Here is a 26,558-nt window from a genome sequence, read left to right on the forward strand (position 1 = left end):
GCTGGTTCGGTGTGTCCCGCCCGGGGTCTCGATACGCTCGTTCCTCGCTACTCGACCAACGGAGTCGCGGGCGGTTTCGACAAGCTCAACCAGCGGGAGCTCAAGCACGGAGAGTCAAGCCCGTCACGCTCGCAGACAAGAAGCGCTCAGCGTGCACGAACGATACTGGGTGCAGGTAGCTACCGCGGCGCCGCCCATCCTGGCGCCGCACCTCGAAGGAACTGCAATGTCGCACACGCCCGATACCGCCCACTCGCACAGCACCGCCTCGAGCGAACCGGCCTCCGTGCGGCATCCGCTCGACCCGCTGACCGCGGACGAGCTCGCCTCTGGCCGCGCGATCCTCGTGGCCGCCGGCCTGCTCGGCGAGACGGTTCGCTGCGCCCAGGTTCTGCCGGTCGAGCCGGACAAGGACGCCGTCGCAGCGTTCAGCCCGGGCGAGGCGATCGAACGCCGGGTGCACTACGTGCTGCTCGACACCGCGACAGGGGCAGCCTCCGAGGTGGTGGTCTCGATCACCGGCAACGCCGTGGTCGACACGCTCGCGCTGAGCAACAATCAGCCGCCGTACGGCCAGCCGCAGTACCTCTTCGAGGAGTACGATCGTGCGGCCGAGATCGCCAAGGCTTCGCCGGAGTGGCGTGCCGCGATGACCAGGCGAGGTCTGGCCGACCGCATTGAGCTCGCGTTCTGCGCACCGCTGGCCCCCGGCTTCTTCGGCCGCGACGACGAGAGCGGGCGCCGCGTCATCCGCTCCCTCACCTTTCTGCGAGACAGCGAGACAGACAGCCCGTGGGCACACCCGGTCGAGGGCCTGATCGTGCACATCAACCTCACCGAGAATCGTGTCATCCGGGTCGAGGACGAGGGCGACGTGCCGGTGCCGGCCGCTTCGGGCAACTACGGCGCGGATGCCACCGGGCCCGCCCGCACCTCGCTGAAGCCGATCGAGATCACCCAGCCGGAGGGCCCGAGCTTCCACGTGGACGGCTCGCACGTGGAGTGGGAGAACTGGAAGTTCCGGGTGGGCTTCAACGCTCGCGAGGGGCTCGTGCTGAACCAGGTCAGCTTCCGCGACGGCGAGGAGGACCGCCCCGTGCTGCACCGGGCCAGCGTGCCCGAGATGGTGGTGCCCTACGGCGACACGACGGCCACCCGCTTCTGGATCAGCTACTTCGACGCCGGCGAGTACCTGCTCGGCAAGAACGCCAACTCGCTCACCCTCGGCTGCGACTGCCTCGGTGTGATCCACTACTTCGACGGCTTCGTCGCCGATGACCACGGCCACCCGGTAAAGATCCCGCAGGTGGTCTGCATGCACGAGGAGGACTACGGGATCCTCTGGAAGCACACCGATCTGCAGGGCAAGAGCGAGGTGCGCCGCAGCCGGCGGCTCGTGGTCAGCTACTTCAGCACGATCGGCAACTACGACTACGGCTTCTTCTGGTACTTCTACCTCGACGGCACCATCCAGGTCGAGGCGAAGGCCACCGGCATCGTCTTCGCCGGCGCCGGGCACCCGGGCGAGCAGAACCCGCACGCCCCTGAGATCGCCCCCGGCATCTTCGCCCCGGTGCACCAGCACCTGTTCTGTGCGCGGCTGGATGTCGCGATCGACGGTGAGGACAACGTGCTGCACGAGGTGGATGTCGTCGGCATCCCGATGGGCGAGAAGAACCCGTATGGCAACGCCTTCACGTGGGAGAGCAGGCCGCTCACGAGCGAGCAGCAGGCCCAGCGGCTCGCCGCCCCGGCCGCCGGTCGCACCTGGGAGGTGCAGAGCGCTCACCGAACGAACCACGTGGGCAAGCCCACCGCCTACCGCCTGCACCCGCAGGGCGGCCCGACGCTGATGGCCCAGCCAGAGTCCACCGTCTATGCACGCGCGAACTTCGCGACCAAGCACCTCTGGGGCACCGCCTTCGACGCCGCGGAGCGCTTCCCCGCCGGAGACTACCCGAACGCGCACCAGGGCGGCGACGGTCTGCCGCGATGGACGGCGGCCGATCGCGACCTCGACGGCACCGACATCGTGCTCTGGCACGTCTTCGGCCCGACCCATGTTCCGCGGCCGGAGGACTGGCCGATCATGCCCGTCGACTACTCCGGATTCCTGTTCAAGCCGCACGGCTTCCTCGACCGCAACCCGGCGCTCGACCTGCCGGACGGAGCCGCTGCGGCATCCGGCAGCTGTTCGGCCACTGGCGACAGCGAGTGCCACTGCGCGCACTAAGCGCGACGACATCCTCAACCCACGCTCCTCGAAAGGCACAGCATGACCGACAACGACGTCACCCTGAACCCCGCTTTCAATCCCGCAGACACCTCGACCTGGTTGCCGCTGGACGGACTCGCCCCGGGGTTCGACGCGAACAAGGCGCCGCACTCGCTGGACCTCGTGGGCCGTGAGTTCACGGTCGTCGACGGCAGGGGCACCCGCATCAGGCATGTCTTCGCCGAGACCACCGTGGCGTGGGAGTACACGCCGGGGGTCGGTGACGAGACGGCACCGGCATCCGAGACCGATGACTACGAGGCGTTCCTCGTCGACGACGGCCTGTACTTCGTGCAGTTCCACCACGCCTACCTGCCGAACGAGGCGGTGTCGCTCGTGCTCGATCTGCGCGCGGGGCGCGCGCTCGCCGTGATCAGCATCATCGGAGAGGCCGGCCCGGGAACGACGGCCGTGCAGCAGGTCTTCGTGCCCGGCCTGATCGAGGAGATCGAGACCAGCGGGGAGGAGGCCGCGCCGACGACCTCGCTGATCGGCCGCCGCGTGCAGTGGGTGTACAGCGAGGAGCACGCCTACGAGCACGTCTACCTCTCACCGCGCTGGTACAGCTGGCAGTGTCTGGCGGGCCCGGAGCGCGGCCTCGCTGACACCGACGAGAACTCGGTGTGGCAGGTGCGTCCCGGCATCTACATCTTCGCCTGGCGTGAAAAGGTGATCCCCTGCGCCTCGGTCACGATCGCCGACCACCGCGATGCGCGCAACATCCGTTCCCACGGCGTCTTGTTCGGACTGGACGAGAGCGGCGAGGTGCCGACGCACTTCACCTTCGGCGCCTACGGCCGGCTCATCTCGACCACCGTGCACCCGGAACAGTACGACCCGGCCACCTTCGGCCCGGCCGCCTGAGCCGCTCGAGAACGCACAAGGAGCCCACGCATGAGCACCGCTGATCTCATCGTCCTCGGCGCGCAGGTCTACACCGCGGATGCCGCAACGCCCTGGGCGAGCGCGTTCGCCGTGGCCAATGGGCGGCTGCTCGCCGTCGGCAGTGACACCGACGCGCTCGCCCACCTCGGCCGGGACACGGTCGTGCGCAGGATGGACGGTGTCTTCGTGATGCCCGGCCTCGTCGATGTGCACAACCACCACGCCATCGCAGGCAAGACCGACCTCTACGAGCTCTCTTTCTCGGCGACCGCCTCGATCGAGCAGGTGCTCGACGCGGTCCGCGTGTACGCGGAGACCCTGCCGGCCGATGGCTGGGTACTCGGCGGAAGCTGGGGCTCCGGCCTGATGGAGGCGCTGGCCACGGATTCCGCGCGCGCACGCCTCGACGAGGCATCCGGCGGTCGCCCCGTGATGTTGAGCGATGACAGCCACCACAACCGCTGGGTCAACTCGCGTGCGCTCGAGCTGGCCGGCATCACCACCGACAGCGACCCCGGAGTCGGCGGCGTGATCATGCTGGACCCCACGAGCGGCGCGGCGAGCGGTGTGCTGCTCGAGGCGGCCGGAATGCCGGTCGAGGCGGCCCTCGCGCGCACGCACGTGCTCAGCGCGGAGCAGCACCGCCGGTGCTCGCAGCGCGGCATCGAGATCCTCGCGAGCTACGGGGTGACGGCGTTCCAGGACGCGGCGGCCTCGCTGCCGATCCTGCAGTCGCTCAAGTCGCTCGATGACTCCGGAGAGCTGAACGCCTGGGTGGTCAGCTCGCTCACCGTCAACGACCAGATCTTCGGCTACGACCCCGTCGGCGAGGAACTCGTCGCCCGTGGGGAGGAGTTCCGGAGCAGGCACCACCGCCCCGACTTCATCAAGATCTTCCTCGACGGAGTTCCGCCGGCCCGCACCGGCGCGTTCCTCGAGCCCTTCCTGCCGGATGACGAGCACGGTGCCCACTTCTGCGGCACCACGACGATGCCACCGGAAGAGCTGCTCGGCTGGTTGCGCAGCACCGCCAAGCGGGGACTCTCCGCCAAGATCCATTGCACGGGCGACGCATCCGCCCGGCTCGTGCTCGACACGGTCGAGCAGCTGCGCGCCGAGGGGTTCACCGACACCCGATACCAGATCGCGCACGGTCAGTTCGTGGCCGAGAGCGACCTCGCCCGCTTCGCCGAGCTCGGCGTCGCCGCCGACATCTCGCCATTCATCTGGTTCCCCGGCGTGATTCCGGATGCCATCGCCACTGTGCTCCCGCCAGAGCGTGCGTCGCAGATGCAGCCGAACCGCAGCCTGATCGACACCGGCGCGCTCGTCGCTGGCGGCTCCGACTGGCCGGTGAGTGAATCGCCGAACGCCTGGGAGGGCATCCAAGGTCTGGTCACCCGCGCCGACCCGCACGGCGTCTTCCCCGGCACGCTCTGGGCGGAGCAGGCCATCACGCTCGAGGAGGCCATCGCGGCGTTCACGATCAACGCGGCCACCGCGATGGGGCTTGGCGCCGAGACCGGCTCGCTCGTGGTCGGCAAGTCGGCCGACTTCCTCGTGCTCGACCGCAACCCATTCGAGTCGCCGATCGACACACTGATCGACGCGCATCCGCTCGAGACGTGGTTCGCCGGGCGCCCCGTCTTCACCCGGTCGGAGCGCTGATCCCGGCGGTCCGCGACGGCCCCTCTCGTTGCTCTACACTTGTTGACTATCTGCGCGCGCGTTGAGCGGGCAGAATGGACGCACACCGGAGCCGAAGGGGGCCTGCATGCCCAAGGTGATCGATCACGACGAACGGCGCCGCGACATCATCGCGGTGACGCGCAGTCTCATCATTCAGGGCGGCATCGAGGCGGCGACCATGCGCGAGATCGCCGCGGAGGCCGGCTTCGCCAATGGGGCACTCAAGCATTACTTCCCCGGCAAGGACGACATCATCCAGGGCACCTACGAGCTCTCGCTCGCCCAGATGAGTGAGGGCGTGAGCGAGGGCATCGGCGACAGCCGAGGCATCGCTGCGCTGCGCGGCATGAGCCTCGCGGCACTGCCGCTGGACGCCGAGCGCATCACCGCAGGGCGGGTTCTGCTCTCCTTCTGGGAGCGCGCCGCGTCCAACGAGCACTTGCACGAGATCTACGCCCAACACCTCGCCACCTGGCGGCAGGCGCTCGCCCAGTTCATCGCCGAGGGTCGTGAGGATGGCGACATCCTGAGCGAGACCCCCGATGAGCAGCTGATCGACGAGCTCGTCGCGCTGAACGTCGGCGCCAATCTGCTCAGCCTGATGGACCCGGAACACAGCACGCCGGAACTGCAGAAGGCTCACCTCGATGCCTTCCTGGAGCGGCTGACCCGACCGTAGGATCTCGGCACGCTCGACCTGCGGACACTCCCGCTGGTTGAGCGTGTCGAAACCTCAGAGCGCGGCGCGAGGCTCCCGGAAGCTGAGCGCCCTGGCCGGATTGTCGACCATGATGGCGCGGATGGCGTCATCGCCCACCCCGAGCCTGCCGAGCGCGGGCAGGAAGTGCTCGGAGATGTAGCCGTAGCCCTGGCCGCCGTAGCGCTTCAGCTGCACCCGCTGGCAGACGTCGCCGCCCAGCACGATCCGGTCGGCGTGGCCGTCGTCGACGAGCGCTGCAACGCCCCGGGCCACCGCGCGGTCGGTGAACGGCCAGAGCGTGCCCCACGGGCTGCCCGGCGTGCCGAGGAAGTCGAACTCGACCAGGACGCCGCGGGCGAGGAGCCGCCTCGCGAAGGGCAGGTCGTCGCCGAGCGTGCCCGCGTGCCCCATCACGACGTGGCTGAGGTCGACGCCCTCCTCCTCGAGGATGTCGAGCACCCGGAACTTCTCCTCGCCGAAACCGCCCTGGTGGAAAGCGATCGGGGCGCCCGTGATGCGCGAGGCGCGCCCGCTGGCGCGCACGCTCTTCAGCTCGTTCGGCGTGAGCGGGTTGCCCTCGACGCCGACCTCGCCGATGATGCCGGAGCGCACCGCGGTGCCGTCGACGCCGACGGCGATGTCGCGCACGATCTCCCCGGTCATCTGCTCGACGGTCTTCTCGTCCATGTCGGCCGGGTGGAAGTTCTTCTCGTACCAGCCGGCGCCCATCACGATCTGCAGGCCGCTGGCGCGAGAGAGCCGGGCCAGCGAGCGGGCGTCGCGGCCGAGCCCGGTGTTGGAGACCTCCACCATGGTGCCGCCGCCCTGGGCGCGGAACTCCCCCACCTCGGCGAGCATCTCGTCGAAGTCGCCGAGCAGGTCGTTGTGCTCGATGATGCGGCCCCGCCGCACCGCGGCGAGGTTCGCCAGGCCGAGCGGCTCCATCGATTCCGGGGTTCCCCGACCCGGCCGCGGGTTGTGCAGCGGGCGCCGGATGTCGATGAAGATGTGTTCGTGCATGAGCACCTGGCCGAGCGTCTCCGGGGCCACCGGGCCGGTGACGGAGAGCACCTGGCCGGCGATGTTCGGGATCGGGATGGCGGTGTTCACGAGCCCGCCCCCGGTGCGCGCATGCTGAGCCAGCGCTGCGGGTTGGCCTCGGTGAGCAGGGTGAGCAGGCCGTCATCCGCCCCGAACATGCGCAGGTAGGGCAGGTACTGCTCCAGGATGAAGCCGTAGCCGTTGCCGCCGAAGGCGTTGAGGTCGATCTTGCGCCGCACGCCCTGGGAGATGAGCAGCTGCCCGGCCAGGCCGCGGGCGGCGAGGCCGAGGACGCCCTGCGCGATGTCGTGGTCGCTCACCTCGGTGAGGATGGTCGGGATGTCTCCCAGCTGGTCGAACTGCACGTAGACGCCGCGCGCCAGCACGGCGTCCAGCTCCTCCGGGCGGGCGAGGAGGGCCGCCCCGTCGCCGAGGGCGATCGCGGCGGCGCCGACGCCCTCCGCCTCGAGGATGTCGAGCACGGCGAGCGTGTCGGCGATGGTCGCGGAGCGCGCGATGTTCACGGGCGCCCCGGTCTGCCTGGCGGCGGCGGCGACCGCGAGCAGCAGACGCCGCTCGAGCTCGACGCCGGGGTCGATCGCACCGATCCGCCCGATGAAGCCAGCACGGATGCCGTCGACGCCCGCCTCGAGCTCCGCCGCGATCTCGGCGGCGAGGCTCTCCGTCGAGCGGTCGGCCAGCTCTGGGCTCCACGCCGGGTGGTGCCAGCCCGCCCCCATCACGACGGCGAGGCCGGTGGCGTCGGCGATGCGGCGGAGGGCGCGTGGGTTCCGGCCGAGGCCGGTGCTCGTCTGGTCGACGATGGCCCCGCCGCCCAGCCGGCCGAACTCGCCGGCCTCCGCGATGGCGAGGAGCTCGTGGTCCAGCCGCAGGTTGTCGCGGTTCGGGGCGCCCAGGTTGAGTGCGCCCAGCATCTCGATGCGGACCGCGGACTCGTGGAACGCGGCCTCGGCGGCGGCCGTCGGGCGCGTGCGCCCGACGCGGCGCCAGCCGGCCTCCGAGTCCTCCGGTGTCGCGAAGTCGGCGATGAGGTGCTCGCTCGGCAGGGTGATGCCGAGCGATTCCGGCGCGGCGGGCCCGCTGACGGTCGAGACGAACATGGACACTCCTTCGGTGCTCCGGGTGTGCACACCGCCGGCCGGAGCAAGGGAACTCCGGCCGGCGGGTGGTCGTGCGGCGGTTAGACCGCCTCGGCCACCAGGATGCGCGGGCTTCCCGGCAGCGCGATCGTCTCGACGGGCTTCCAGCCGGACTGACCCAGCCACTCGGCGACGGTCGACTCGGGGTAGACCACGGTGCCGTCGATGTTGAAGTACTCGCCGGCGTGCAGGGCGTCGATCTTGCGCTGCACCGGGCTGTCGTCGAGGAAGAAGTCGAGCACGACGAGGTGGGCGCCCGGTGCGGCGGCCGCGCGGACGTTCGCGAAGATGGCGCGGTTCTGCGCGTCGTCGAAGCGGTGGATGACGTGGTTCACGAGCACCAGGTCGTGCTCGCCACCCGGCTCTGCGGTGGCGGTGTCGCCACCCTCGACGGTGGAGCGCCCGGAGACCCCCGCGGCGTCGACGGCGTGCTGCACCGAGTCGGTGAAGGCGGGGTCGAACACGAAACGGGTGTTCAGCTCGGCGTTGGCCTTCATGCCGTTCACGGCGAACGCCGGGCTCAGCCCGCCGAAGTCGAGCGCGTTGCGGTAGCGGGAGAAGTCGAAGTTGGCGGCGAGCTGCTCGGCGTGCAGCTCGTTGTAGGTCATGACGCCGGCCATGAAGTCGCCCCAGCCGCTCTCGTCGAGCTCGAGCGTTCCGGCCGCACCGGAGTCGACGGTGTCGTCGTAGCGCAGCCACTGCTTGTAGCTGATGTCGTTGAGGAAGGCGAGGAACGGGGTGAGGTCGATGCCGGCGCCATCGGCAGTGAGGTAGGCCGCGGCGTCCGGGGTCAGCGCATAGCGGCCGTCGGTACGTGTGAGCAAACCCTGCGCGGTCATGCTGTCGGCGAGGATGCGCAGCTGCTGCGCGGGCACGCCGGTGGCGGCGGTCAGCTCGTCGAGCGAACGGGTGCCATCGGCGAGTGCGTTGAACAGGCCGACCCGACTGGCGGCGAAGAGCTGTTTGGCGCCCATGAAGCCGATCGCGATGTCGAGAATGGCCTCGGGGGTTGCTGCGGTGATCGGCTGCGTTGCCGTCATGGTGTTCTCCTTCGGAGTGCGGGGCCGGCTGCGGTGCGCGGCCCGCGTCTGGTGCGGTCTCCGGAAACTCTACAAGCGTTGACAATAAACATGCAAGCGTCGCGGGCTCGGTTCGCCATCTTTGTCAACGTGCGTAGAATAACGACGGGCGCGACGAGGCGCCCCGTAGCGAATGCGAGTGCAGCCATGGCCCTTTCCGTGCAGACCTTCTCCCCCGCGAGCACCGGCGACGCCGCCGGGGCACCGCCCGTGGTGTTCATCCACGGCTTCGCGTCTTCCGGCACGGCTGACTGGCTGGGCACCGGTTGGCACGAGGCCGCCACCGCCGCCGGGCGCACCGCCGTGGTCGTAGACCTGCCCGGCCACGGCGCCAATGCGGCGGCCGTCGCGGGGTGCGCGGGCACCGGCGCCGTGGTGCGCGCGCTCAGCGAGGCCATCGACGAGGCCATCGCCACGGCCGGCGCCGAGCAGGCGGATGTCGTGGCCTACTCGCTCGGCGCGCGCCTGGCCTGGGAGCTCCCGGCGGCCAACCCGCGCGTGCGCCGCCTGGTGCTCGGCGGCCTGAGCCCGTTCGACCCCTTCGCCCAGCTCGACACCGCCGCCCTCCGAGCCGCGGCGAGCGGCGCAGCCGAACCGGACTCCCCGCTCCTCGGCATGATGGCGCAGATGGTGTCGGCGCCAGGCAACGACCCCGACGCCCTGATCACCCTCATCGACGGTCTCGCTGGCGAGCCCTTCCTGCCCGGGCCGGCGGCGAGCGATGCGACGCCGTCGGGCGCCCCGCACACGCCCACGCTGTTCGTTGCCGGCAGCGACGACATGATGACCGGCGGCATCGAGGCCCTCGTCGAGCTGGTCCCGGATGCCGCGCTGCTGCACGTCCCCGGCGACCACCACGGCGCGCTCGGCTCGGCCGAGTTCCGGGCTGCGGCCCTCGACTTCCTCGGCTGAGCGACATCCCGGCCCGCGTCCCGTAAGGTCGGGGCATGCGGGCCACTCCCTTTCCCACGCGCGTGATCCTGATGGCGGAGTACACGGTGGCGCTGCCGCTGTGGGATCGCTCGCCATCGCCGGAGAAGTGGTTCGGGCCGTTCGAGCCGGGCATGCTCGGGCTCCCGGCGGCGTTGGAGGACCGCCTCGGAGCGTGGAATCGACGCTTCGAGACGGCAATGGACTCCGACTTCGAGTGGCCGAGCGACGCGGCGCGACTCACGCACCTCGTCGACGGCCACCTGCTGGCGGCGGAACTGCAGCGCGCGCTCCACGACCGGGCCCTTGTGCTCTACCTGGACGACGGCTCGCCTGCGGCACCGGTCCCGGGCATCATCGAGCAGATCCGCTTGCTCTCCGAGGAGGCAGTCGGGGTGCTCGCCCGCGATATCGACATGAACGAGCACCGCTGGACGCCCGGCCGGGCGCCGAGTCGCGTGCTGCTCACCCCGAGCCGTGGCGGGCTCCCGCTCGTCGATCGCTCGCCGCTCATCGGAATGACCGACGACCGGCTCGACGCCCATGCGCTCGGGTTGCCGAGCGGACTCGTCGCGCGGATGGTGCGCTGGAGCGAGCGGTGGACGGGCGCAGGCGGGATCGCCACCCCCGGTCTCGTCGATGGCCACCTGCTGGCGGCCGAGATCCAGGCGGCGGTGGGAGCAGGGGTCGAGGTGCTGTTCCCCGAGGCGGGCGCGGCGCGCTCGGCGCCGTCGCCGGAGCTCCTGGCGGTGGCGGACCGCATCGCCAGGCTGGAACGCTAGCCGGGTTTCGGCGGCTACCAGCTGCCGTCCGCGTTGACGGCCCGGTCCACCCAGAGACCTGCGGTGGCGGCCAGCAGCTCGCCGGCGCCGACCCGTTCCAGCAGCTCGAGGGCGCCGAGGTTGTCCTCGAGCTGCTCCATCCGCGACACCCCGAAGAGCACGTTCGCGGTGGCGGGGTTGGCCAGGCAGAAGGCGATGCCGAGCTGCGTCGGCGTCGCGCCGAGGCCGGCGGCGATGCGTGTGAGCTCGGGGTAGACGGCGATGATCTGCTCGCGGATGCCGCCGACATCCGCCCCGATCTTCCGCTCTGGGGCGAGCTTGCCCGCGAGGATGCCGCCCTCGAACACGTCGGAGGCCTGCAGCGCGAGCCGGCCGGAGTTGAACAGCTCCCCGTAGTGCGCACCCTCGGCCATGGTGCGCCGGGCGAGGCCGTACTTCAGCTGGGCGAAGGTGGGCGGCGTGAGGCCCTCGGCCTCGGCGACGTCGAGCGCGAGGGTGATGTCGGCCGCCTGCCAGTTGTTGACGCCCCAGCTGTCGAAGCGGCCTGCAGCGATCTCGGCCGCGACATCCGTCACGATCTGCCGCACGTCGATCGGACTCATGTAGTCGCCGACCACGACGGTGTCGGCCTTCTCGATGCCGATGCGGGAGAGTGAGGTCTCCATCTGGCTGGCGAAGCTCGTCGCCGGATACTCCCAGAGCCAGAGCTTGCCGCAGAGCAGGTAGTCCTCCCGGGACAGCCCGGCGGCGCGCACGGCCTCGCCGAAGATCAGGTCGGTGCGGGCGTTCTCGGCGTGCGGGCCCATGTTGTAGTGGGCGACGTCGAAGAACGCGGCCCCGACCTCGGCCGCCCGCCGAATGAGAGCCACGGCGGCGTCGAATTCCATCCGGTCCCAGGTGTTCCACGAGCCCAGCGCGAAGACGGGCACCTCCGGGCCGGCGGGGCCGAGGCGGCGAGTGGGAACGGTTCCTCTGAAAGTCATGGGGTCTCCTCGAAGCGACATCGCTTTATTTTCTACGTTTGGATAATATAACCCCATGCGCCGCTCAGGCGTGAGACGAAGGAGTTTCCACCGTGACCGAATCCCGTACCGTGCTGATCACCGGCGGAGGCGGCGGCATCGGCCGCGGCATCGCCGAGGCTTTTCTCGCCCAGGGCGACCGCGTCGTGCTCGCCGATGTGAACGGTGACGCCGTCGCCGCCGTCGCCGCCGAGCTCGGCGCGGCATCCGTCGCGCTCGACATCACCGACCCCGCCGCCGTCGCGACAACGGTCGCCGCCGTCGCCGCCGACCATGGCCCCATCGACGTGCTCGTCAACAACGCCGGCATCCTCTCGGTGCACGGCGCCATCACCGAGCTCGCCGCCGGGGCCTACAAGGCGATCGTCGACGTGAATATCGTCGGCACCTTCAATGTGACCCAGGCCGTCGCGAACCAGATGATCGCCGCAGGCACCCCGGGGACGATCGTCAACATCTCCTCGATCGGCGGCAAGCAACCGACGCCGGGCATGGGCGCATACGAGTCGAGCAAGGCTGCCGTTGACTCGCTCACCCGCTGGGCAGCGATCGAGCTCGCCGGCCACGGCATCCGCGTCAACGCGGTCGCCCCCGGCCCCGTTCTGACCCCGATGCTGCAGATGGGGATGCCGGCGGGCTCACCGGCCCGGGTGGCCTGGGAGTCACGCATCCCGCTGGCCAAGTTCGCCGCCGTCGATGACATCGCACCGGCCGTGCTCTTCCTCGCGGGCCCCGGCGCCGGCCACATCACCGGCGTGAGCCTGCCGGTGGATGGGGGTCAGCTGCTGGCCTGAGCGACCCGGCACGTGATCGGCGAACGAAGATGGCCCCCGCACAGCTGCGGGGCCACCCTCGTCGTCGGGCACTCTCAGCCGACCAGCGCCACCGCCCGCTCGAAGACGACGTCACCGTCGACCACTGTCATGTCGATGGCCACACCCGGCAGCTCGGCCGGCGTGACGCTCAGCGGATTCACCGCGAGCACCGCGAGATCGGCGACCTTCTTCGGCTCGAGGGTGCCCTTCCACGCGTCCGCGCCGTCCTGCCTCGCCGGGGTGACCGTGTATGCGCGCAGCAAGTCGAGCATCCGCTGTTCCTCGGCGCCGGCGGCGGCCGGCCCCATCCAGACATCGGCAGCGGCGACGCCCTCGCGCCAGTCCGGCGCGAGAACGGGCGCGTCCGAGCTCAGCGACAGCGACACCCCTGCGGCGAGCGCCTCGGCCAACGGCCAGGCCGCGGCAGCAACCTCCTCGCCGAGCACGCCGGCGACCCACCCTGAGGTCAGCACCGCGATGCCGGCCTGCACGTTGATCCCCATGCCGAGCCGCGCCATCGCGTCCAACGATTCGCGCGTGACGAGGTCGCCATGGATCACGTAGTGACGCAGCTCCGTCGCCGTCTCCGCCATCGCCTCGGCCACGGCGTCCGCGACGACCTCGATGGTGCGGTCGCCCGTCGCGTGCACACCGACCTGGAATCCAGCCCGATGGGCGGCCAGGATCATCTGGCGCAGATTGGCCTCGCGCTCATCGCCATCAAGCCCGGCGACGAGCAGCCCGCCCGATGAGCCGTCCGGGTACCGCCGATGCGTCCAGGCCTGGAGCATCGGCGGGATGCCGTCGGCGAAGATCTTGACGCCGGCGACGCGCAGCCAGGCCGGGCGCTCCGTCTCGCGCTCGGTGGCGCGCAGCCGTGAGGTAAAGCTGTGCAGCTCGCTCGGACCATCGAGCACTCCGTAGAGCATGAGCACATTGACGCGCGCGGTGAGCGCCCGCTCGGCCTCGAGCGCTACGTACTCATCCAGCACCGCCTGACCGAAGCACCCCGTCGCACCGGCATCCTCGCCGGGGCCGAGCCCCGGCTCGGTGTAGCTGGTGATGCCGAGGGATGCCGCGAGCTCACCCGCGCGCAAGATGGCGGCCCGGATCTCGGCGGCCGTTGCGAGAAGCGGGGCGGCCTCGGCCGCGTCGTGCGGGTCACCCTCGAAGGCCGGGGCTCCCCCGGCGATGTCGCCGAAGACCGTGTTCGGCCACATCGCGCCAAGCCACGCGGCGTGCAGGTGCGAATCATTGATGCCGGGGATGACGGCCCGCCCATTGAGCTCGATCACTCGGGTGCGGCGCCCGATGAGCGGCAGCACCTCGTCATCGCCACCCACGAGCACGATCCGCCCGTGACGCACCGCAACCGCCGTCCCCCGCGTGTCCGCGGCATCCAGACTCAGCACGGTCCCGCCACGGAAAACGAGTTCGGCTGGGGTATCGGATCCATCCCGATCAGATCGCTGCACATCTCCTCCTTGAGAGGTTCGCAATTTAAGTCAACGTATGTAGAATATCCCAAACCGGCGGCCGGCGCGACAGTGTTGCGATCCGAGATGGCCGCGCAAAGGAGCATTCAATGACGATTCCCCTTCCGACCACGACCCGCGCAGCCGTGCTGACCGCACACGGCGAAGAGCTCACGCTGCAGGAGATCCCGCTCCCCGGCGAGATCGAGTCGGGCGCCGCGCTCGTGCGCATCGCCTGCACCACGCTCTGCGGCACCGACATCGAGATCTGGCAGGGCAAGATGTCGTTCCCCGGCATGCTGCCGATGGTGCTCGGCCACGAGATGGTCGGCGAGATCGTCGCGCTCGGCCCCGGCACGAGCGACGCGCTCGGCCGGCCCCTCTCCGTCGGCGACCGCATCGGCTGGTCGGAGTCGACCTGCGGCCAGTGCTTCGGCTGCACCGTGCTGCGCGAGCCGGTCGCCTGCTCGCGCCGCGGCTACGGGTTCCTGCAGCGCTCCGACGTGCCGCCGTACGCGACGGCCGGCCTCGCCGAGCACGCCTACGTCACGCCGGGCGCCGCCAAGCTCCTGCTGCCAGCCGAGGTGAAGGACACCTGGGCCTCGATGGCCGGCTGCGCGGCCAAGACCGTGCTGCGCGCCTTCCAGCGCGCCGGCGGCGTGCGCCCGGGCTCCCGCGTCGTGGTCCAGGGCTCCGGCGCGCTCGGCATCTTCGCGACCGCCGTCGCCCACCTCTCCGGTGCCGGCACCGTCATCACCGTCGGCGCCCCGGCCGACCGCCTGGCCGCCGCCCGCCGCTTCGGCGCCGACGCCGTCGTCGACATCGCCGACGGCTCGGAGGCGACGATCGCCCGGGTGCTGGAGCTCACCGACGGCCAGGGCGCCGACCTCGTGCTCGACTTCGCCGGCGCCCCGAGCGTCGGCCCGGAGGCCATCGCGATGGCCGCCCAGCGCGGCACCGTCGTGGTCGTCGGCTCCACCGGCCCCACCGGCCAGCCGATCACCCTCTCGGCGATCATGGGCAAGGAGCTCACGGTCGTCGGCTCCCTCAACGGCGACATCGCCGACTACTACCGGGCGATCGAGTTCTTCCGCTCCTTCGCCGACCGGATGCCGTGGGACGAGCTGTTCAGCGAGCCCGTCGGCCTCTCCGCCGCATCCGCCAAGATCGCCGCCATGTCGTCACTCGGCGAGATCAAGGCCGTCATCGACCCCTGCCTGCCGTAGGCGCCCACCCCGCGAAGGACGACACCCATGCCAACACCCGTTTCCGCCCCGGCCATCCCCCGCCGGGCCATCGGCGCCTCCGGCCTCGAGGCCTCCGTGCTCTCGCTCGGCTCCTGGCACACCTACGACCGGATGCACTTCGAGGACGCCGTCGAGCTGGTCGCCACCGCGCACGCGCGCGGCATCAACCTCTTCGACGTCGGCGTCTACGCCTTCCCCGGCGGCCCGCCCGCCTTCACCGACGTGCTGTTCTCGGCCATCGTCCGGGCGGCCGGCATCAAGCGCGAGGACTACCTGCTCTCCGAGAAGCTCTGGCTGGAGGGCTTCGGCCCAGACGGCTTCCGGCCGCAGCTGGAGCGGGCGCTGTTCCGCGTCGGCACCGACTACTCCGACCTCGTGATCCTCGGCGACCTCCGCCGCGACGACCTGGAACTGCGCGACCTCGTGCAGGACCTCGCCGGGCTGCAGGCGTCCGGCATCATCCGGGCCTGGGGCGTGAACAACTGGTCGGCCGGCACCATTCAGGCGCTGATCGACATCGCCGCCGCCGAGGGCGTTCCCGGCCCGCAGATCACGCAGCTGAAGTACAGCATGTCCCGCCGCTCGATCCCCGACGGGGCGCCGTTCGCGCGGCTCTGGGAGCAGGGCATCACGATGCAGGCCTCCGACGTGATGGAGGGCGGCATCCTCGCCGGCAAGGTGAACCCGGACCGGGAGGTCGGCCGTGATCCCGGTGACATCCGGGCCGCCATCATCGCCTCGGTCCCCGGCGTCACCGCCCTCGCCGAGGAGCTCGAGACGACGCCGGCCCAGCTCGCCGTGGCCTTCACGCTCACCCACCCCGCGAACACGACGACGCTGTTCGGCGCGACCCGCCTGGAGCAGCTCGAGCAGAACATCGCGGCCATCCAGCTCGTCGAGCGCGTCGGCGCCGCCGAGCTCCGCACCCGTGTCGCCCCGTTCTGGGCCGACAACGGCATCGTCGACCCCGAGGGCCCGTGAGCGCCGCCGCGACGCCCACCGGCGTCACCCCCGTCCCGTTCGACCCCGAGCTCGTGCCGGTGCTCGAGTTCATGGCGGCGTCCCCGCAGCCCCCGCTCAGCTGGGAGACGCTGCCGGCGACCCGGCCCGGGCTGGCCACGATGTTCCCCGGCCCCGTCGAGGCGATCGGCGACCGCCCGGTCGACACCGAGGAGCGGGTGATCCCCGGCCCGGCCGGCGCCCCCGACATCGAGGTCACCATCTTCCGGCCGCGCGGGCACACGGCGGCGGATGCCGCGCTGCCCGCCCTCGTCAACATCCACGGCGGCGGCATGATCATCGGCCACCGGCACTGGGAGTCCGAGCGCGTCATCCAACTCGTGCTCGAGCTCGGCGTCATCGCGGTGAACGTGGAGTACCGCCTCGCCCCAGAGCACCCCTTCCCGGCCGGCGTCGAGGACTGCTACGCCGGGGTCGCGTGGACGGCGGAGAACGCGGGCGAGCTCGGGGTGGACCCGGCGCGCATCGTCGTGATGGGCGGCAGCGCCGGCGGCGGGTTCTCCGCGGCCGTCGCCCTGCTCGCCCGCGACCGCGGAGGGCCAGCCCTGGCCGGCCAGCTGCTGCTCTGCCCGATGCTGGACAACACGAACAGCACGGTGGCCAGCCACCAGTACGACGGCATCGGCACCTGGATGCGCGACGCCAACCTGCTGGCCTGGCGCTGCGTGCTCGGCGAGGAGCTCGCCGGCAGCACGGAAGCCTCGCCGTATGCCGCCCCGAGCCGCGCCGCCGATCTCAGCGGGCTCCCGCCGGCGTTCATCGAGGCGGGCGCCGCCGAGATGTTCCGCGACGAGGACGTCGACTACGCCACCCGCATCTGGGCGACCGGCGGCCACGCCGAGCTGCACATCTGGGCCGGCGGATTCCACGGCTTCGACATGTACGCGCCGGAGTCCGAGCTGGCCAGGGCCGCGCTGGACGCCCGGCACTCCTGGCTGCGCCGCATCCTGCAGATCGGCGGCGAGCGATGAGAGTGACCCCCGTCCCGTACGACCCCGAGCTCGTTGCCGGCCTGGCCGGCTTCCTCGATCTGGTCGAGCGCATCCCGCTGCGCGAGCACACGATCCTCGCCAACCGGGAGCACTTCGCCACGATCATCCCGCCGATGGCCGCCCAGGTCGGCGAGCTCCCGGTCGACTGGGAGAACAGGGTGATCCCCGGGCCGGCCGGAGCCCCGGACGTCGAGATAACGATCGTGCGGGCGCGGCCGGAGCCCGGCGCCCCCGCCGCGCCCGCCCCGGGGGTGCTCGGCATCCACGGCGGTGGCTTCGTGCTCGGCACCCGGTTCTTCGGCACGGGCGAGCTCATCGAGCTGGCCCTGCGGTACGGCGTCGTCGGCGTGGCGGTCGAATATCGGCTCGCCCCGGAGCACCCCGGCACGGCCCCCGCCGAGGACTGCTACGCGGCCCTCGAATGGTTCGCCGCGCACGCCGCCGAGCTCGGCGTCGATCCCGCCCGCATCCTCGTCTCCGGCGCCAGTGCCGGCGGCGGGCTCTCGGCGGCCGTGGCGCTGCTGGCCCGCGACCGCGGCGGCCCGGCCCTGGCCGGGCAGCTGCTGAACTGCCCGATGCTCGACGACCGCAACGACACCGTTTCCAGCCGGCAGTACGACGGTCTTGGCGCGTGGGACCGCAACAACAATGACACCGGATGGACCGCCCTGCTCGGCGAGCTGCGGCACAGCGACGCCGTCTCCCCCTACGCCGCTCCGGCCCGGGCCGCCGACCTCGGCGGGCTGCCGCCCGCCTACATCGAGGTCGGCGCCGCCGAGGTGTTCCGCGACGAGGACGTCGACTACGCCCTGCGCATCTGGGCCACCGGTGGCCAGGCAGAGCTCCACGTCTGGGCCGGCGCGTATCACGGCTTCTCCGGTTTCTCCCCCGACGCGATCGCGTCGCGGGCGGCCATCGCCGCACGCGACAGCTGGATCCGCCGAACGCTCCGGCTCTCGTGACCGCCGTTTCCCCCGCTCCGACCACGGGCGGGCGCATCATGAGCGTGCGCCGCAGCGTTCTCGTGCTCGGCGCGCTCGAGGCCTTCGGCCCGCTCTCGATGGACCTCTACATGCCGACGCTGCCGCAACTGGCCGCGTCGCTCGACACGAGCGACGCGCTTGCCCAGGCCACGATGTCGGTGTGCATGATCGGGCTGGGGCTCGGCCAGCTCGTCGCCGGCCCGCTCAGTGACCGCTTCGGGCGGCGCAGACCCCTGCTCATCGGGATCGCGCTGTTCGCACTGTTCTCGCTGGCCTGCGTGTTCGCACCGACCATCGAGCTGCTGCTGCTCGCACGGCTGATGCAGGGTCTCGCCGGCTCCGCCGGTGTCGTCATCAGCCTCGCCATCGCTCGCGACTTGTACAGCGGAGCCGAGCTCTCCCGCATGCTCTCCCTGCTCATCGTGGTGGGCGCCACCGCTCCCATCGTCGCACCGATCGTCGGCGGTCAGCTCGCGCTGTTCATGGACTGGCGCGGCATCTTCGGCGTGCTGGCCTGCGTCGGCGTCGCGATCTTCGTGCTCGCCTTCGCCGGGCTGCGTGAGACGCTGCCGACCGAGAACCGGCACAGTGGCGGATTCCGGACCACCACGTCGCACGTCCGGCTGCTCAGCCGCGACCGGCTGTTCCTCATGATCCTGATCGCGTCGGCGGCGGCAGGGGTCGCGTTCTTCAGCTACCTGTCGATGTCGAGCTTCGTTCTGCAAGACGAGTTCGGTCTCTCGCCGCAGCAGTTCAGCCTGCTGTTCGCGGTGAATGCGCTCGCGAACATGGCCGGCTCCCAGCTCAGCCGTCTCGTCGTGCGCCGCCATGGCCCGGCACGCACCTACCTCACCGGACAGGCAGTGGCCGCCGTCAGCGCCGTCGGGCTGCTGGTCGTGGTGCTGGCGGGCGGCGGCGTGCTCGCTGTGCTGATCGCGCTCTGCCTCTTCCTGTTCAGCGCGGGGATCGGCGGGCCGAACGGCACCACGCTGGCGCTCGGCGGACACGCGGAACGGGCGGGAACGGCATCCGCCCTGCTCGGGACCGCGATGTTCGTCGCTGGCCCGGTGATCGCGCCCCTGGCGGCACTCGGTGGGGCGACCGCCCTGGCCATGTCGATGACCATCGCGATCGCCACGGTCATCTCGGCGACGCTCGCCTGGACTATCGTGCGATCGCTGCTCCGGCGCCAGAGTCTGGATCCAATGCGCACGTGAACGTGATGGTGAGCGGTTCGAATCCGCGACGCGTCCAGAACGGAACCGATGTGGGGTTGTCCACGACGTAGTGCAGCGCGACCGTCTGCGTCCCGGCCGCGGCGAGCCACGCCAATGCGTGCGCGGTGAGCGCTCCGCCGACACCGCGACCCCGAGCCGATTCCGTCACACTGAGCACAGCGATGTAGCCGAAGCGCCGCGGCAGTCCAAGGCCGAGCTCGGCGTCCGAGGCGACGCTCAGCTGCACCACCACGATCCCCTCCGCGCGTTCGGCCGTTTCGGCGATGAGCACGACCGTGTCCTCGGCCGCGAGCCAACCATCGGCGATGCCGTCGAACAGGGCGGGTGGCTGATCCAGTGCGGTTCCCGCCGCGGTGTTCGCGGCCTGGAACACCGCCTCCTCCCTGGCCAGGGCGGAGAGCGCCGCGCGGTCACCGACGCCGGCCAGGCGGATCCCGAGTCCGCGTGGCTCGACCGCGCCAGGGGCGGCGAGGTCACGCGCGGCGAACACGATGCCGGGCAGCAGCCCACTTTCGGAGAGCTCGTCCGCCGCGCGCCGATCGGATGCGGCGACCTCGACGTTCACCCGAGCGATGCCAGCGGCGCGCGCCGCGTCGCAGAGCGTCGCGAAGGCCCGCCCGCCCGAGCCGTGCGGCCAGTCGCCGAGCTCGACCTGCGCATAGTTCGGTGAGCGGTAGCTCCATTCGGGTTCCTCTGGCGTGTGCACAGTAAAGCTCGCGGTGATGCGCGCCGCACCGGTCCCGAACACGCGCGCCTCGGCGATGAGCTACTCCCCCGCGAGGATGAAGCGGGCGGCCTGCTCGCCGATCAGCACGGCGGGCGCGTTGGTGTTGCCGGTTGTCACGCGGGGCATGATCGAGGCGTCGGCCACGCGCAGACCGTCGACGCCGTGCACGCGCAGGCGCGGCGTGACGACGGCGCCCTCCGCCGCCGAGACGCCCATGGCGCAGGTGCCGACCTGGTGGTGATAGGTCACGACGTGGGATCGCACGTAGTCGCGCAGCGCAGCCTCGTCGTCGTTGTCAGCGCCGCCGATCTCGGCGGCCGGATACACCTCGCTCGCCCCCCACCCCTCGGCGAGCGCCTGCTCGCGTCCGATCTGGCGGCACTGGCGCACCGAGGCCACGAGAGCGCGCACGTCATCCTCGTCCTCGAGCGTGGCCAGGTCGATCAGCAGCGGGTCGTGCGACCCCGGACCGCTCAGCGTGAGTGCGCCCCTGCTCTTCGGCGTGACGATTCCCGCCATCAGCGAGAAGCCGGCATCCGGGCCCGTCATGCCGTCCTGGTACATCGGAACGCTGAAGTGGATCGGCTGCGTGTCCGGCACCTCCAGCTCGGGCAGGCTCTTCCAGAACAGGTGCGATTGGGCGATCGAGACGCCGGCGTGCGGCGGGGCGATGGGGCGCTCGGTCGAGAAGATCACCGGGGCGAGGAAGTGGTCGTGCAGGTTCTTGCCGACACCAGGCAGGTCGACGCTCGACGGGATGCCGTGCGCGGCCAGTTCCTCGGCCGGACCGATGCCGGAGCGCAGCAGCACACGCGGGGAGTCGAGGGCCCCGGCCGCCAGCACGATCTCGTCGGCGACGAGCGTGCGCAGCTCCCCGTCCTGCTCGAACTCCACGCCGATCACGCGTGGGGCTTGGCCATCGGCGGCGGTGTCGAGGAGGAGTCTGTGCACGTGGCATCCGGTGCTGATGGTCAACAGCTCGGAGTCGGCGACGGGCTTGACGTAGGCCATGTAGCTGTTGAGGCGTTGTCCGTCCCGAATCGTGAGCTGGTGCTGCGAAACCCCGTCGAGGCTCTCGCCGTTGTAGTCGAGGTTGTGCGCGAGCCCGCTCTGCACCGCGGCGTCGATGATCGCCGCCTGAATCGGTTCGAGCTCGAAGTCGTCGGTCACGTCGAGCAGGCCATCGTGGCCGTGCAGCGCGTCGGCCGCGTCGTCCTGGTGCACGCGGCTGGTGAAGTCCTCGATCTGCTTGTAGATCGGCAGCACGTCGTCCCAGGCCCAGCCGTCGTTGCCGAGCGCGGCCCAGTGGTCGAAGTCCGACGGCGCGCACCGCACCCAGATCATCGCGTTCAGCGCGTGCGAACCGCCGAGCACCTTGCCACGCGGAAGGTGCAGTCTGCGCCCGGCGGCGTGCGGCTGCGGCACCGTGAAGTAGTCCCAGTCGTCCTGGCTGTGCCACAGTTCGCCCATGCGACTCGGGTCGTGGATGGCGGGGTTGCTGTCCTGGCCGCCCGCCTCGAGCAGGTGCACCGGGATGCCGGCGTCCACGAGGCGCCTGGCGATCACCGATCCGGCCGACCCCGCCCCCACCACGATCACGCTCTGTGGTACCCGGTGCTCTGCTGCTGTGCCTGACATGACGCCCTCTCCGTTGAAGTTCCCTCCGACCATGTCACCTCCAGCGCCCCAACGGGTACGACCGTTGGCGCTCTCTTCGCGCATCGTCAACTCCTGTGCCGCATCGGTCAATGCCACGCGGGAACGCCGACCTATCGTGGGTGCAGACCGGACTCACAGTGGAGGACCCATGCACACCTACGAATCACTTCTCGCGGCGATCACGCCACAGGAAGCACCGACACGCGAGGTCCACGATCCCGCGACCGGCGCACTGATCGGCACCGCTCCGGTGCAGGACGTCGCCGATCTCGAGGCGGCGATCGACCGCGCCGTGGCCGCGCAGCCCAGCTGGGCCGCCCTGGCCGACGAGGAGCGCAGCCGCTACCTGCACCGTGCGGCGGACGCCATCGAGGCCGCCGCCGAACCGCTCGCCGAGCTGCTCTCCCGCGAGCAGGGTAAGCCGCTGAACGGCCCGAACGCGCGCTTCGAGGTTGGTGCATGCGCCGTTTGGCTGCGTACCGCGGCAGACACCCCCCTCCCGGTAGAGGTGATCGTCGATGACGGCGAGAACTACGCTGAGCTGCACTACCGCCCGATCGGCGTCGTCGGCGCCATCGCGCCCTGGAACTGGCCGATGATGATCTCCATCTGGCAGATCGCGCCGTCGCTGCGCATGGGCAACACCGTCGTCGCGAAGCCGGCAGAGACCACCACCCTCTCCGGCGCCGCACTCATCGCCGTGATGAACCAGGTGCTCCCCGAGGGCGTGCTGAACCTGGTGGCCGGCCCCGGCCGGACCGTCGGCGACGCGCTCACGAAGAGCCCGCGGGTGGGCAAGATCATGTTCACCGGCTCGACCGGCGTCGGCAAGCGCATCATCGAGGCGAGCGCGAACAACGTGACGCGGCTCACCCTCGAGCTCGGCGGCAACGACGCCGGCATCGTGCTGCCCGATGTGGATGCCGCGGCCATCGCCGCCGACCTGTTCTGGGGTGCGTTCATCAACACGGGCCAGACCTGTGCCGCGCTCAAGCGCCTCTACGTGCACGACGCGGTCTATGACGAGGTACTCGAGCACCTCGTCGCCTTCGCCAAGACGATGCCGATGGGCGTCGGCCTCGACGAGGCAAACGTGCTCGGCCCGGTGCAGAACCGCGGCCAGTACGACATCGTCACCCGGCTCGTCGACTCGGCGAAGGCCTCCGGCGCGCGCGTCGTCCTCGGCGGCGATCCCGACCACGGAGCGATCGGAAACTTCTACCCCGCCACGATCGTCGCCGACATCGACCCGCACAACGACCTGGTGCTCGAGGAGCAGTTCGGTCCTGCGCTGCCCGTGATCCGCTACACCGACCTCGACGAGGTGATCGGGCTCGCCAACGAACTCGAGTTCGGGCTCGGCGCCTCCGTGTGGTCCGCCGATCGCGACCAGGCACGCCAGATCGCGGCGCGCCTGCAGGCCGGTACCGTGTGGATCAACTCGCACGGCGGTCTGCACCCGATGGTGCCGTTCGGGGGAGCGAAGCAGTCCGGCTACGGCCGCGAGTTCGGCGTCGAGGGTCTCAAGGCCGTCGCCGAGCCGCAGGTCGTCAGCGGCTAGCGGCAACCCGGACGACCTGGGCGTGTGCGCACGCCTCGCACCGCGACGTGAAAGAGCGCGCGCCGACGCTTCACTCGATCAGGCTTGCGCTGACATCAGCGATGTCGGCAATGATCTCCGGGTTGTAGGCGGCCTTCTCTCCCGGCTCGTATCGCACCCAGTGCAGACGGCCGGAGTACGCGAACTCCCCCCGTCGCTCGTGCAGCTGCCAGTCGACGGGGCCGCCCGAATCGACTCCGACGCTGATGCCGGTGAATGGTGCCATGCCGAGCAACTGGGGCATCGGATCCAGGTCAAGAAGAGCGTCGCCGTTCAGCCGCGCGGTGATCTTCCACTTCATCTCTGGAAGCGCGGCGAACCGGAGCTCGAGGGCGAGCAGCCCTTCGGCGGGCAGGACGGCCGACGCCCGCGTCATGTTCCCGTACGCGTTGTAACAGACGGTGATGGCACCGTTCTCGATGCACGCGAGATAGCCGCCGCCTTGGTCGCCGTGCGAGACGATCACGCCCTCGTCGCCACCCCGATATTCGAGTGAGCTCGTGATGACGAACGAACGAAGGGCCGTGAGTTTGCTTGATCGGAAGCGCTCGAGGGTCGGCGTCCCCGTGTGGAGGGTGACGGGGGCGGAGAGCGGCGACTCGGTCGACGGACGCATGCGATAGGTGATGCCGGTGTCATCCATCGGGAAGACGGTGTTCCGCCAGGCCGCTTGATTCCACTTCGCGGCAAGCTCACGCACGGTGTCCGGACGTTCCGCAGCGAGGTTGCGCGTCTCGGCCGGGTCGACGCTGACGTCGTAGAGTTCCCAGCCGTCTTCCGTGAACGGAGTTCCCGGCAGATGGGGCGAGACGATCTTCAGCTCGTCCTCGAAGTAGCCGCGTTGCCCCCCACATTCGACATACTGCGAGCGATGGAGGCTGGCTGCGGTGCGGTCACGGAGGAAGCCGTCGAATGAAACACCGTCAAGCTCCTTCACCGGCGCCCCACCCAGTGTTCCCAGCCGTTCGATCCCCGCGAGAGCCAGAATGGTAGGCCCGATATCCGTCACATAGGCGTACTGATCACGCACACCGTGGTCTGCATCGTGCCGTGCCAGGCCGGCCGGCCAGGAGATCAGCAACGGCACGTGCACTCCGCCCGCATAGCTGTGCCCCTTGTAATAGCGGAAGGGTGTGTTCGACACATGTGCCCAGCCGCGCGGGTAGTGCCCATGGACCTGCGGGCCGCCCATCAGTTCGAGCTTGCGTGGCACATCGCCGGCCCAATCCTCAGGCAACCCGGCCAGGTGCACGAACTGGCTGAAGTAGCTTCGCGTGCCGTTCACGCCGCCTTCGCCGGTGGCTCCGTTGTCGCTGGTGAAAACGATGATCGTGTTCTCGTACTCGCCCATGCTCTTGAGCTGTTCGACCAGCCGGGCCACGCTCTGGTCGACGGCGTCGACCGCAGCCGCGTACACCTCCATGTGGCGGGCGAAGAGCTGCTTCTTGTGGAGGGGAACATCCTCCCAGGCCGGTACGCCCATGGTCTCCACCGGACCGGATGCCGACATCTCGACTGAATCGGGGAACAGCCCAGAGGCGATCTGGCGCCGGAATCGCTCAGCGCGCACGTGATCCCAGCCGGCGTCGTACATGCCGCGGTACTTCTCGATGTCGGCGGCCTTGGCCTGCACCGGCCCATGCACCGCATGGTGGGCGAAGTAGAGGAAGAAGGGCTTGTCCGGGTCATTCGCGCGCAGGCCCGTGAGCATCCCGATCGCCCGGTCGGTGAGTCCGTCCGTGAGGTAGTCCTCTTCGGAGTCGCGCCGGCCATCGAACGGGGAATTGTCAGAGATCAGCCGGTGCGGGTGGAACAGCGTGGTGAAGCCATCCATTGATCCGAAGTAGCGGTCGAAACCGCGTTGCACCGGCCACGAACTCTTGTCGGCGCCGTCGTGCATGTTGGCCTCTTTGCTGAGGTGCCATTTGCCGACCATGAAGGTCGCATAGCCGCCGGCCCGGAACGATTCCGCGAGAGTCGGCACATCGCTCGCGATCTCCATCTGGTAGCCCGGGTAGCCGGGGTCCATGTGCACGACCGATCCGAATCCGGCCCTGTGCGGGTTGAGACCGGTCATCAATGCTGCTCGCGATGGCGAGCAGAGCGGTGTGCTGTGGTAATTCGTCAGGCGGTAGCCGGCCTCTGCCAGCTCCTGAATCGCCGGGGTGTCGATCTCTGCACCGAACGGCGATATGTCGCTGAAGCCCATGTCGTCGACGAGAACGACGACCACATTGGGAGCGCCGTCCCTGGCGCGCCGGGGCGCGGGCCAGGAGGGAACCGACTGACTTGCGAGCTCGCCGACGGTCCCGCCGAACCCCTCATAGCCACGGCTGAACGTCGGTGCGCCACCTCGGTCGCCCGCGTGCCCCACGGTCATGGCACCATCGCACTCTGCCGGAGGTTCAACCAGGCCTGTCGACGTTGGGCCTGCCCCGCCGGGTCGGCCACGGGCGATGCCATCAGCAGGCGCTGACTGTACGGGTGCTGCGGAGCACGCGTCACCTCTTCGCCGTCGCCGGTCTCAACAATCTCTCCGCGGTACATCACCGCAACACGGTGGCACACCCGGCGCACGACACCGAGGTCGTGCGACACGAACAGGTAAGACACCCCGGTGTCCCGCTGCAGCTCGATGAACAGGTCGAGAATCGTCGCCTGCGTTGTGAGGTCGAGAGCGGAGACCGGCTCGTCACAGACGATCAGGCGTGGCCGTCGCACGAGTGCACGAGCGATCGCAATCCGTTGGCGCTGCCCGCCGGAGAACTCACTCGGGTAGCGGGTGATCACGCTCGACGGCAGGCTGACTCTGTCGATCATCTCGGCGACGGCCGCGGCGGCGGCCTTCTTTCCGGTTCCGGATGCCGTCAGCGGCTCCGCCAGAATGTCTCCGATCGTCATGGTGGGATCGAGCGACCCATAGGGATCTTGGAAGACGACCTGAATGCTGCTGGCCAGCGCCCGCCGCGCGGCACCCCTGGCGTTCGTGATGTCCTCGCCGGCGAAGGTGATCGTGCCGCTGGAAACGGGAGTGAGCCCGAGGATGGCCTTGCCGAGCGTCGACTTGCCGGAGCCGCTCTCCCCGACGAGGCCGAGGCACTCTCCGGCGCCGATGTCGATCGAGACATCGCTCAGCGCCCGAAACGTGCCCTTCGCACCGGCCCGGCCGTAGTCCACCACGAGATTGTCGACCGTGAGCAGCGGCCGAGCAGCCGCGGCGACGGGTGGGGTGGTCACTG

At 70.2% G+C, this 26,558-nt stretch carries 22 protein-coding genes; 13 read left to right on the forward strand and 9 right to left on the reverse strand.

Annotation, left to right across the window (positions count from 1 at the left end):
- Positions 1 to 226: 226 nt before the first annotated feature.
- The 4 genes from EV379_RS12760 to EV379_RS12775 all read left to right on the forward strand — a co-directional run bounded on the left by EV379_RS12760 (position 227) and on the right by EV379_RS12775 (position 5,528).
- On the forward strand, positions 227 to 2,233 hold the full coding sequence (locus EV379_RS12760; protein ID WP_130506472.1) for a primary-amine oxidase: 2,007 nt from the start codon (positions 227 to 229) through the stop codon (positions 2,231 to 2,233).
- Positions 2,234 to 2,275: 42 nt separating this feature from the next.
- The gene (locus EV379_RS12765; RefSeq protein WP_130506473.1) at positions 2,276 to 3,139 is read left to right on the forward strand and encodes a molybdenum cofactor biosynthesis F family protein; all 864 of its coding nucleotides are present in this window, start codon (positions 2,276 to 2,278) and stop codon (positions 3,137 to 3,139) included.
- Between the two features lie 30 nt (positions 3,140 to 3,169).
- Positions 3,170 to 4,828, forward strand: a complete 1,659-nt coding sequence (locus EV379_RS12770) for an amidohydrolase (protein ID WP_130506474.1) — start codon at positions 3,170 to 3,172, stop codon at positions 4,826 to 4,828.
- 106 nt (positions 4,829 to 4,934) lie between these two features.
- The gene (locus tag EV379_RS12775; RefSeq protein ID WP_130506475.1) at positions 4,935 to 5,528 is read left to right on the forward strand and encodes a TetR/AcrR family transcriptional regulator; all 594 of its coding nucleotides are present in this window, start codon (positions 4,935 to 4,937) and stop codon (positions 5,526 to 5,528) included.
- A 54-nt stretch (positions 5,529 to 5,582) separates the two neighbouring features.
- Here the strand turns inward: EV379_RS12775 and EV379_RS12780 are convergent, their stop codons facing one another.
- From EV379_RS12780 to EV379_RS12790, 3 genes are all read right to left on the reverse strand, one after another.
- Positions 5,583 to 6,659, reverse strand: coding sequence for a phosphotriesterase family protein (locus tag EV379_RS12780; protein ID WP_130506476.1), 1,077 nt, complete (start codon positions 6,657 to 6,659; stop codon positions 5,583 to 5,585).
- The gene (locus tag EV379_RS12785) at positions 6,656 to 7,711 is read right to left on the reverse strand and encodes a phosphotriesterase family protein (protein WP_130506477.1); all 1,056 of its coding nucleotides are present in this window, start codon (positions 7,709 to 7,711) and stop codon (positions 6,656 to 6,658) included. The genes EV379_RS12780 and EV379_RS12785 overlap by 4 nt, the downstream gene beginning before the upstream one ends.
- 80 nt (positions 7,712 to 7,791) lie before the next feature.
- Complete coding sequence (locus EV379_RS12790) at positions 7,792 to 8,790, reverse strand: methyltransferase (RefSeq protein ID WP_130506478.1); 999 nt, start codon at positions 8,788 to 8,790, stop codon at positions 7,792 to 7,794.
- A 186-nt stretch (positions 8,791 to 8,976) separates the two neighbouring features.
- Between EV379_RS12790 and EV379_RS12795 the strand changes: the two genes are divergently transcribed.
- Both EV379_RS12795 and EV379_RS12800 read left to right on the forward strand, forming a co-directional pair.
- On the forward strand, positions 8,977 to 9,741 hold the full coding sequence (locus tag EV379_RS12795; protein ID WP_130506479.1) for an alpha/beta fold hydrolase: 765 nt from the start codon (positions 8,977 to 8,979) through the stop codon (positions 9,739 to 9,741).
- Positions 9,742 to 9,776: 35 nt separating this feature from the next.
- Entirely contained in the window at positions 9,777 to 10,541 is a 765-nt protein-coding gene (locus tag EV379_RS12800; RefSeq protein WP_130506480.1) for a hypothetical protein, read from the forward strand.
- 14 nt (positions 10,542 to 10,555) lie between these two features.
- Here the strand turns inward: EV379_RS12800 and EV379_RS12805 are convergent, their stop codons facing one another.
- The gene (locus EV379_RS12805; RefSeq protein WP_130506481.1) at positions 10,556 to 11,524 is read right to left on the reverse strand and encodes an aldo/keto reductase; all 969 of its coding nucleotides are present in this window, start codon (positions 11,522 to 11,524) and stop codon (positions 10,556 to 10,558) included.
- A gap of 92 nt (positions 11,525 to 11,616) precedes the next feature.
- On the opposite strand from EV379_RS12805, the gene EV379_RS12810 reads away from it, so the two are divergent.
- Positions 11,617 to 12,357, forward strand: coding sequence for an SDR family NAD(P)-dependent oxidoreductase (locus EV379_RS12810; protein WP_207226252.1), 741 nt, complete (start codon positions 11,617 to 11,619; stop codon positions 12,355 to 12,357).
- 74 nt (positions 12,358 to 12,431) lie between these two features.
- On the opposite strand, the gene EV379_RS12815 is transcribed toward EV379_RS12810, so the two are convergent.
- Complete coding sequence (locus EV379_RS12815; RefSeq protein WP_130506482.1) at positions 12,432 to 13,853, reverse strand: amidohydrolase; 1,422 nt, start codon at positions 13,851 to 13,853, stop codon at positions 12,432 to 12,434.
- 110 nt (positions 13,854 to 13,963) lie between these two features.
- On the opposite strand from EV379_RS12815, the gene EV379_RS12820 reads away from it, so the two are divergent.
- Genes EV379_RS12820 through EV379_RS12840 form a run of 5 tightly spaced genes read left to right on the forward strand, consistent with a single transcriptional unit; the run spans position 13,964 to position 19,312 of the window.
- On the forward strand, positions 13,964 to 15,079 hold the full coding sequence (locus tag EV379_RS12820) for a zinc-binding dehydrogenase (protein WP_130506483.1): 1,116 nt from the start codon (positions 13,964 to 13,966) through the stop codon (positions 15,077 to 15,079).
- Positions 15,080 to 15,106: 27 nt separating this feature from the next.
- Entirely contained in the window at positions 15,107 to 16,081 is a 975-nt protein-coding gene (locus EV379_RS12825) for an aldo/keto reductase (RefSeq protein WP_130506484.1), read from the forward strand.
- The gene (locus EV379_RS12830; protein ID WP_242616361.1) at positions 16,078 to 17,091 is read left to right on the forward strand and encodes an alpha/beta hydrolase; all 1,014 of its coding nucleotides are present in this window, start codon (positions 16,078 to 16,080) and stop codon (positions 17,089 to 17,091) included. Before EV379_RS12825 ends, EV379_RS12830 begins: the two co-directional genes overlap by 4 nt.
- Positions 17,088 to 18,074 (forward strand): alpha/beta hydrolase, encoded by a 987-nt coding sequence (locus EV379_RS12835; protein WP_130506485.1) that lies wholly within the window; start codon positions 17,088 to 17,090, stop codon positions 18,072 to 18,074. Before EV379_RS12830 ends, EV379_RS12835 begins: the two co-directional genes overlap by 4 nt.
- Entirely contained in the window at positions 18,071 to 19,312 is a 1,242-nt protein-coding gene (locus tag EV379_RS12840; protein ID WP_242616362.1) for a multidrug effflux MFS transporter, read from the forward strand. The genes EV379_RS12835 and EV379_RS12840 overlap by 4 nt, the downstream gene beginning before the upstream one ends.
- Here the strand turns inward: EV379_RS12840 and EV379_RS12845 are convergent.
- Positions 19,260 to 20,081 carry a GNAT family N-acetyltransferase gene (locus tag EV379_RS12845; protein WP_130506486.1) on the reverse strand — a complete coding sequence of 274 codons (822 nt, stop codon included), beginning with the start codon at positions 20,079 to 20,081 and terminating at the stop codon, positions 19,260 to 19,262. The two genes, EV379_RS12840 and EV379_RS12845, sit on opposite strands and share 53 nt — an antisense overlap.
- A gap of 18 nt (positions 20,082 to 20,099) precedes the next feature.
- A complete protein-coding gene (locus tag EV379_RS12850) occupies positions 20,100 to 21,698 on the reverse strand; it encodes a GMC family oxidoreductase (protein WP_130507465.1) in 1,599 nt (532 codons plus the stop codon).
- A 169-nt stretch (positions 21,699 to 21,867) separates the two neighbouring features.
- On the opposite strand from EV379_RS12850, the gene EV379_RS12855 reads away from it, so the two are divergent.
- Entirely contained in the window at positions 21,868 to 23,280 is a 1,413-nt protein-coding gene (locus EV379_RS12855) for an aldehyde dehydrogenase family protein (protein ID WP_130506487.1), read from the forward strand.
- A 70-nt stretch (positions 23,281 to 23,350) separates the two neighbouring features.
- Here the strand turns inward: EV379_RS12855 and EV379_RS12860 are convergent, their stop codons facing one another.
- The gene (locus EV379_RS12860; protein ID WP_130506488.1) at positions 23,351 to 25,699 is read right to left on the reverse strand and encodes an arylsulfatase; all 2,349 of its coding nucleotides are present in this window, start codon (positions 25,697 to 25,699) and stop codon (positions 23,351 to 23,353) included.
- Positions 25,696 to 26,556, reverse strand: a complete 861-nt coding sequence (locus EV379_RS12865; RefSeq protein ID WP_130507466.1) for an ABC transporter ATP-binding protein — start codon at positions 26,554 to 26,556, stop codon at positions 25,696 to 25,698. Before EV379_RS12865 ends, EV379_RS12860 begins: the two co-directional genes overlap by 4 nt.
- Positions 26,557 to 26,558: the final 2 nt, after the last annotated feature.

It is taken from the genome of Microterricola gilva (assembly GCF_004217495.1).
Classification (GTDB): Bacteria; Actinomycetota; Actinomycetes; order Actinomycetales; family Microbacteriaceae; genus Microterricola; species Microterricola gilva.